The organism is Streptomyces sp. NPDC054847 (assembly GCF_053610925.1).
The window spans coordinates 26,689-33,550 of the sequence record NZ_JBSGZJ010000029.1; the positions used below are offsets into that span (position 1 = coordinate 26,689).

Below are 6,862 nucleotides of genomic sequence, written 5' to 3' on the forward strand. Positions count from 1 at the left end.
TCCGGGCCGACCGACCTGAGGCCTTGGGCACGGGATCTCATCCGAAATCACGGGAAGCGATGTCTGCAACGGTAGATGGGGACAAATCAGGATCGGTTCCGAATCGGGTGCGCCGTATGCTGCACGGCCCACGGCCCGAGACGGTTCCGGCCCTGGTCGGCACGGCCTGCACGTTCGTCGGTCTGATCGACATCGCGGCAGGGATCTTCCCGCGTTTCCGGCACAGCCGGATGCACACGATCGCCGAGGTACTGCCGGGCGCCACCGGCCCGTTCGCCGCCGCGCTCTCGCTGAGCGCCGGCATGCTGCTGCTCCTGCTGGCGCACGGGATCAAGCGCCACAAGCGCCGGGCCTGGCGGGCGGCCGTCGTGCTGCTGCCGGCCGGGGCCGTCGCGCAGTTCGTCTACCGGCACTCCGTCATCGGCGTGCTGCTCTCCCTCGCGCTGCTGGCGCTCCTGCTGCGCCACCGGGGCGAGTTCGCCGCGCTGCCCGACCCGCGCAGCCGCTGGCGGGCGCTCGCCAACTTCGTGTCGATGGGCGCCGGTTCACTCGTCATCGGCCTGGTGGTCGTCAGCGCCCACCCCGGCCGGGTCGTCGGCGACCCCGGGCTCACCGACCGCCTGGAGCACGTCATCTACGGGCTCTTCGGCTTCGAGGGCCCTATCGACTACACCGACGGCGTCTCCTGGACCGTCGGCTACTGCCTCGGCGCCCTCGGCCTGCTGACCGCCGTCACCACCATCTACCTCGCCTTCCGTCCCGAGCACCCCGCCGCCCGCCTCACCGAGGACGACGAGCGCCGGCTGCGGGACCTGCTCGCCGTCCACGGCGGGCGTGACTCGCTCGGCCACTTCGCGCTCCGCCGCGACAAGGGCGTCGTCTTCTCCCCCAGCGGCAAGGCCGCCGTCTGCTACCGCGTCGTCTCCGGTGTGATGCTCGCGAGCGGCGACCCGATCGGCGACGTCGAGGCATGGCCCGGCGCCATAGAACGCTTCATGGACGAGGCGAAGGCCCACTCCTGGACCCCGGCGGTGATGGGGTGCTCCGAGACCGGCGGCGAGGTCTGGACCCGCGAGACCGGCCTCGACGCCCTGGAACTCGGGGACGAGGCGGTGGTGGATGTCGCGGATTTCTCCCTCACCGGGCGCGCCATGCGGAACGTGCGCCAGATGGTGAAGCGCATCGAGCGGGGCGGCTACCGCACCCGCGTACGCCGCGCCCGTGATCTCACCGACGAGGAGGTTCGGCAGATCCGCCGCGCCGCCGCCGACTGGCGCGGCACCGACACCGAGCGCGGCTTCTCCATGGCCCTCGGCCGTATCGGCGACCCCGCCGACGGCGACGCCGTGATCGCGACCGCCCACAAGGCCGACGAGAGCGGAGCGTCCCCGTACGGCGACCTGAAGGCGGTCATCCACTTCGTCCCGTGGGGCACGGACGGCATGTCGCTGGAGCTGATGCGCCGCGACCGGTCCGCCGACCCCGGCATGAACGAGCTGCTGATCGTCGCCGCCCTCCAGGCGGCGCCCGGCCTGGGCGTCGAGCGTGTCTCCCTCAACTTCGCGATGTTCCGTTCGGCGCTGGCCCGGGGCGAGAAGATCGGGGCCGGGCCGGTGCTGCGGATGTGGCGCGGGCTGCTCGTGTTCCTCTCCCGCTGGTTCCAGATCGAGTCGCTGTACAAGTTCAACGCCAAGTTCCGGCCCCGCTGGGAGCCCCGGTTCGTGGTCTTCCCCGCCACCCGCGACCTGCCCCGGATCGGCTTCGCAGCGATGCAGGCCGAGGGATTCGTCAATCTCTCGCTGCCGCGCCCCTTCGCCCGCCGGCGCACGCGGGTTCCGCGCCCCTGCGCCCATCTGCCCGCCCGGCCGGAACCGCGCGAGGCCCGCGCGGCATGACGGGTCCGCCCCCGTGCGCCACCGGCCCGGCAGGGGCCGTGGACGCCCGGATGCGGCGCGAGCGCGGCCCGAGCCGGGCCCGGGCGCCGCACAGCTCCCGCACGAGCCGCACCCGGCCACGAGTGGCATGGACGCGGCCCGTACGGGCCTAGGCTGGGTTCCATGAGTACGTTGCGCGGACGGGGCACGGCCGACGGCCTGCCGGAGTGGGATCGCTGTGCGGTCATGGGAGTCGTCAATGTGACGCCGGACTCCTTCTCCGACGGCGGGCGCTGGTTCGACACCACGGCCGCGATCAAGCGCGGTCTCGAGCTGGTGGCCGAAGGCGCCGACCTCGTCGACGTGGGCGGCGAGTCCACCAGGCCCGGAGCCAGCCGGGTCGACGAGGACGAGGAGCTCCGCCGGGTCGTGCCCGTCGTACGGGGCCTCGCCGCGGAGGGCGTCACCGTCTCCGTCGACACGATGCGCGCCGTGGTGGCGGAGCAGGCGGTCGCGGCCGGCGCGGTGCTCGTCAACGACGTCAGCGGCGGCCTCGCCGACCCCCGGATGGTCCCCGTCGTGGCCGCGACCGGCGCCCCGTTCGTGGTCATGCACTGGCGGGGCTTCAGCGAGGACATGAACAGCCGCGCCGTGTACGCGGACGTGGTCGCCGAGGTGGTCGCGGAACTGCGCGCCCGTATGGAGGCCGTCGTCGAGGGCGGGATCGCGCCGGAGCGCATCGTCGTCGACCCGGGCCTCGGCTTCGCCAAGCAGGCGGAGCACGACCTCGCGCTCCTCGCGCATCTCGCGGAGCTGCGGGCGCTCGGCCGGCCGGTCCTGGTGGCGGCGTCCCGCAAGCGCTTCCTCGGCCGCGTACTGGCCAAGGACGGGCCGCCGCCGCCCGCCCGCGAGCGGGACGCCGCCACCGCCGCGGTCTCCGCCATCTCCGCCCACGAAGGCGCCTGGGCGGTCCGGGTCCACGAGGTGCGGGCCACGGCCGACGCCGTAAGGGTCGCGCGTGCCGTCGAGGGCGCCCGGTGAGCCTGACCGACACCGAGCTCGTCGAGCAGGCCAACACCGCCTTCTACGAGACGATGGAACGCGGCGACTTCGACGAACTGTCCGACCTCTGGCTGGACGACGACATCTCGTGCATCCACCCCGGCTGGCCGGTGCTCTCCGGCCGCGGCGAGGTGCTCCGCTCGTACGCCCTGATCATGGCGAACACCGAGTACATCCAGTTCTTCCTCACCGACGTGAAGGTGCACCTGGCCGGTGACACGGCGCTGGTCACCTGTACGGAGAACATCCTCAGCGGCGGTCCCGCGGAGGACGGCGGCGAGCTCGGGCCACTCGTCGGCCAGCTGGTCGTGGCGACCAATGTGTTCCGCCGCACAGCCGACGGCTGGAAGATCTGGTCGCACCACGGCTCGCCGGTGCTCACGGAAACCGACGGCGAAGAGGACGAGAACGGCCCCTCATAAGTGGGTAGGGGGCGAGCAAGAGGGTTCGTCGCCGCGCATGCGCGGGTATACGCGCCTACCCGGCCTCTCGTGAGTCCTCCACGGCCCCATGGGCAGGTCCTGTCGGTGCTCGCAGGTAGATTCGAACGCGGGCACCACGCCATCCGCATGTGGCCGCGTGCCCGCAGACCTACAGAAGCAGGAGTGATTCGCGTGGATCGTGTCGCGCTGCGCGGCCTCAAGGCCCGTGGGCACCACGGCGTTTTTCCCAAGGAGCGGGAAGAGGGCCAGACCTTCATCGTCGACCTGGTGCTCGGTCTGGACACCCGCCCCGCGGCGGCCGACGACGACCTGGCGAAGACCGTGCACTACGGAGTGGTCGCGGAGGAGGTCGTCGCCGTCGTCGAGGGCGACCCGGTGGACCTGATCGAGACGCTGGCGGAGCGGATCGCCCAGGTGTGCCTCAAACACGACCCAGTCGAGGAGGTCGAGGTGGTGGTGCACAAGCCGGACGCCCCGATCACGGTGCCCTTCGACGACGTCACCATCACGATCACCCGGAGCCGAGTATGAACCAGGCAGCGAGCGACCCGACCGTGCAGCCGGTGCCGTCGTCCGTCACGGAACAGGTCGACGCGGCCGATGTCACCCTGTCCAACCCCAAGGACGCCGTGCTGTCCCTCGGCTCCAACCTCGGCAACCGCCTGGAGACCCTCCAGGGCGCCATCGACGCCCTGGAGGACACTCCCGGCCTCCGGGTGAAGGCCGTGTCCCCCGTGTACGAGACGGAGCCGTGGGGCGTCGACCCCGGCAGCCAGCCGTCGTACTTCAACGCGGTGGTCGTGATCAGGACGACCCTGCCCCCGTCGTCGCTCCTGGAGCGCGGACAGGCCATCGAGGAGGCGTTCGACCGCGTCCGCGATGAGCGCTGGGGCCCGCGCACCATCGACGTCGACATCGTCGCCTACGCGGACGTCGTGTCCGACGATCCGGCCCTCACCCTTCCGCATCCGCGCGCCCATCAGCGCGCCTTCGTCCTTGCCCCCTGGCACGACGTGCAGCCGGAGGCACAGCTGCCGGGCCGCGGCGCGGTGGCCGAGCTGCTGGCCGGTGTGGGCGCCGGCGGCGTCCAGCCGCGCGGCGACCTGGAACTGCGGCTGCCCGAGTAGTCGTTAGGCTCGTACGGAACGATCTCCCCCGGCGGGTCGGCGGGGCACGGACGACAGGCGAAGGGCGGCTTTCTCGGTGAAGCAACTACGGCTCGGTGTGCTGGCCGGTCTCTTCGCCGTGGCAGGAGTCCTTTCCTGGGGAGGCGCCCGCCTGTGGGACTCGCTGGGCACCCTGCCGAGCGTGCCGCTGGCCGCGCCGATCGTGCTCGCCGCGATCGCCGTCGTCCTCGCCGCGACCGCGCTCTCCCTGCGCGCCCGCCTGCGGGCCCAGCGCGAACGCCGGCCGGGGGCCAAGGGCGTCGAGCCCCTGATGGCCGCCCGCGCGGTGGTCTTCGGTCAGGCGAGCGCCCTGGTGGCGGCCCTGGTCAGCGGCATGTACGGCGGCACGGGCGTGTTCCTGCTGGGCTCCCTCGACGTCCCGGCCCGCCGCGACCAGGCGATCTACGCCGGTTTCGCGGTGGTGGCCGGCATCGCCGTGATCGCCGCCGCCGTCTTCCTGGAGCGGGTCTGCAAGCTCCCGGAGGACGGCGACGACGAGAACGGCGACGGCGCGGCCCGGGCCTGACCCCGGACCGCCACGCCGGGCGGGCCCTGGGCGGCCGGCCCTCCGGTCAGAGCAGCGTGCCGCCCTCCACCTCGGTGGACGACAGGATCGCCGAGAGCCGCTCGAGCACCTCTCCGGGCAGCTTCACCCTCCCCGCCGCCAGGTTCTCCGCGATGTGCGCGGGCGTCCGGCTGCCCGGAATCGGGACCGCGTGCTCGTCCTGGTGCAGCAGCCATGCCAGCGCCAGCTGGGCGGGCGTGATCGACAGCTCGGCCGCGATCCCGCGGACCGGGGCGAAGCGGTCGTTGTTGGCCTTGAGGTTGGCGGCGGCGAAGCGCGGCGCGTTCTGCCGGAAGTCGCCCTCCTTCACCTCGCTGACGGCGCCGCTGAGGAACCCGCTGCCCAGCGGGGACCACGGCACGATGCCCACGCCCAGCTCCCTCGCGGCCGCCAGCAGCTCCGGATCGATCGGCCGCCACATCGACCACTCCGTCTGCACGGCCGCCACCGGGTGCACGGCATGCGCGGCGCGCAGTTGCGCGGCGGTCACGTTGGACAGACCGAGGTGCAGGACGAGACCGTCCCTGATCAGCTCGGCGACGGCGCCGACGGTGTCCTCCAGCGGCACCTGCGGGTCCGGGAAGTGCGGGTAGTACAGGTCGATCCGGTCGGTGCCGAGGCCGCGCAGGCTCGCTTCGGCGTAGCCGCGGACATGCTCCGGCGCGGCGTTGACGGCCAGCTCGCCGAAGGCGAAGCCGACGGGGAACGGATGCGGTTCGACACCGTCCGGAAGCCGGAAGCCGAACTTCGTGGCGATGGCGATCTCGTCCCGCCGGCCACGCAGGGCCCTGCCGATGAGCTGCTCGTTGTGGCCGTCGGTTCCGTAGCCGTCGGACGTGTCGATGAAGGTGGCGCCGGCGTCGACGGCGGCGAGCAGTGCCCGCTCGCCGCGCTCGTCGTCGATCTCGCCGTACACACCGGGGGAAAGGACCATCGCGCCGAAGCCGAGTGCGGAGACCTCGAGGTCACCGAGGCGGCGCGTGGGCAGCAGTTGTTCGGTCATACGACCGATCCTTGCAGCAACTCCCGGCTGTCACCGGGGAGTTGATGAAGAACGCGGACACTGTCCGGAGTGTGGGATCAGCGGGCCATGATCAAGCTCATCGCCTCGTTGCGCGTCGCGGGGTCACGCAGCTGACCGCGGACCGCGGAAGTGATCGTCTTGGCGCCGGGCTTGCGGATACCGCGCATCGACATGCACATGTGCTCGCACTCGACGACGACGATGACGCCCCGGGGCTCCAGGATCTCCATCAGGGAGTCGGCGATCTGAGTGGTCATCCGCTCCTGCACCTGCGGCCGGCGCGCGAAGACGTCCACCAGCCGGGCCAGCTTCGAAAGGCCGGTGATCTTGCCGCTGGTGGACGGGATGTAACCGACGTGCGCCACGCCCCTGAAGGGGACCAGGTGGTGCTCACATGTCGAGTACACCTCGATGTCCTTGACGAGCACCATCTCGTCGTGGCCGAGGTCGAACGTCGTCGTCAGGACGTCCTCCGGCTGCTGCCACAGACCGGCGAATATCTCCTTGTACGCCCGCGCCACGCGTGCGGGCGTCTCACGCAGCCCCTCACGGTCCGGATCCTCGCCGACCGCGATGAGCAGTTCACGAACGGCGTTCTCCGCCCGCTTCTCGTCGAACTCGGCGAGATAGCCCTCGCCGTCCAGCGTCACCGGGTCGGTCATCTGTGCCTCGTTCCTCTGCTCCGACGTGGCGCGAAAACGCCGCACCTCCCAGGCTAGAACCTGGGA

At 71.8% G+C, this 6,862-nt stretch carries 8 protein-coding genes; 6 read left to right on the forward strand and 2 right to left on the reverse strand.

Annotation, left to right across the window (positions count from 1 at the left end):
- Positions 1-59: 59 nt before the first annotated feature.
- From ACWGH4_RS06000 to ACWGH4_RS06025, 6 genes are all read left to right on the forward strand, one after another.
- Positions 60-1,895, forward strand: a complete 1,836-nt coding sequence (locus ACWGH4_RS06000) for a phosphatidylglycerol lysyltransferase domain-containing protein (RefSeq protein ID WP_453456149.1) — start codon at positions 60-62, stop codon at positions 1,893-1,895.
- A gap of 162 nt (positions 1,896-2,057) precedes the next feature.
- Entirely contained in the window at positions 2,058-2,915 is an 858-nt protein-coding gene (gene folP / locus ACWGH4_RS06005) for a dihydropteroate synthase (RefSeq protein ID WP_453456152.1), read from the forward strand.
- Positions 2,912-3,358, forward strand: a complete 447-nt coding sequence (locus ACWGH4_RS06010; RefSeq protein ID WP_189470390.1) for a nuclear transport factor 2 family protein — start codon at positions 2,912-2,914, stop codon at positions 3,356-3,358. Before folP ends, ACWGH4_RS06010 begins: the two co-directional genes overlap by 4 nt.
- Positions 3,359-3,550: 192 nt before the next feature.
- Positions 3,551-3,910 carry a dihydroneopterin aldolase gene (gene folB, locus ACWGH4_RS06015; protein ID WP_005314173.1) on the forward strand — a complete coding sequence of 120 codons (360 nt, stop codon included), beginning with the start codon at positions 3,551-3,553 and terminating at the stop codon, positions 3,908-3,910.
- Positions 3,907-4,506 carry a 2-amino-4-hydroxy-6-hydroxymethyldihydropteridine diphosphokinase gene (gene folK, locus ACWGH4_RS06020; protein ID WP_189470392.1) on the forward strand — a complete coding sequence of 200 codons (600 nt, stop codon included), beginning with the start codon at positions 3,907-3,909 and terminating at the stop codon, positions 4,504-4,506. Before folB ends, folK begins: the two co-directional genes overlap by 4 nt.
- Before the next feature lie 76 nt (positions 4,507-4,582).
- Positions 4,583-5,071: a DUF3180 domain-containing protein gene (locus ACWGH4_RS06025; protein ID WP_441263653.1), complete on the forward strand. Its 489-nt coding sequence runs from the start codon at positions 4,583-4,585 to the stop codon at positions 5,069-5,071.
- A gap of 46 nt (positions 5,072-5,117) precedes the next feature.
- Here ACWGH4_RS06025 and ACWGH4_RS06030 read toward each other — a convergent pair whose 3' ends face one another.
- Both ACWGH4_RS06030 and folE read right to left on the reverse strand, forming a co-directional pair.
- Positions 5,118-6,113 carry an aldo/keto reductase gene (locus tag ACWGH4_RS06030; protein ID WP_453456158.1) on the reverse strand — a complete coding sequence of 332 codons (996 nt, stop codon included), beginning with the start codon at positions 6,111-6,113 and terminating at the stop codon, positions 5,118-5,120.
- 77 nt (positions 6,114-6,190) lie between these two features.
- Complete coding sequence (folE, locus tag ACWGH4_RS06035) at positions 6,191-6,796, reverse strand: GTP cyclohydrolase I FolE (RefSeq protein WP_441263651.1); 606 nt, start codon at positions 6,794-6,796, stop codon at positions 6,191-6,193.
- Between the last annotated feature and the right edge of the window lie 66 nt (positions 6,797-6,862).

What these genes read in the sequence shown, in the direction of transcription:
- folK (WP_189470392.1), top strand. Translation starts at nt 3,907, where the DNA reads ATGAACCAGGCAGCGAGCGACCCGACCGTGCAGCCGGTGCCGTCGTCC.
- folE (WP_441263651.1), bottom strand. Translation starts at nt 6,796, where the DNA reads ATGACCGACCCGGTGACGCTGGACGGCGAGGGCTATCTCGCCGAGTTC.
- ACWGH4_RS06030 (WP_453456158.1), bottom strand. Translation starts at nt 6,113, where the DNA reads ATGACCGAACAACTGCTGCCCACGCGCCGCCTCGGTGACCTCGAGGTC.
- ACWGH4_RS06000 (WP_453456149.1), top strand. Translation starts at nt 60, where the DNA reads ATGTCTGCAACGGTAGATGGGGACAAATCAGGATCGGTTCCGAATCGG.
- folP (WP_453456152.1), top strand. Translation starts at nt 2,058, where the DNA reads ATGAGTACGTTGCGCGGACGGGGCACGGCCGACGGCCTGCCGGAGTGG.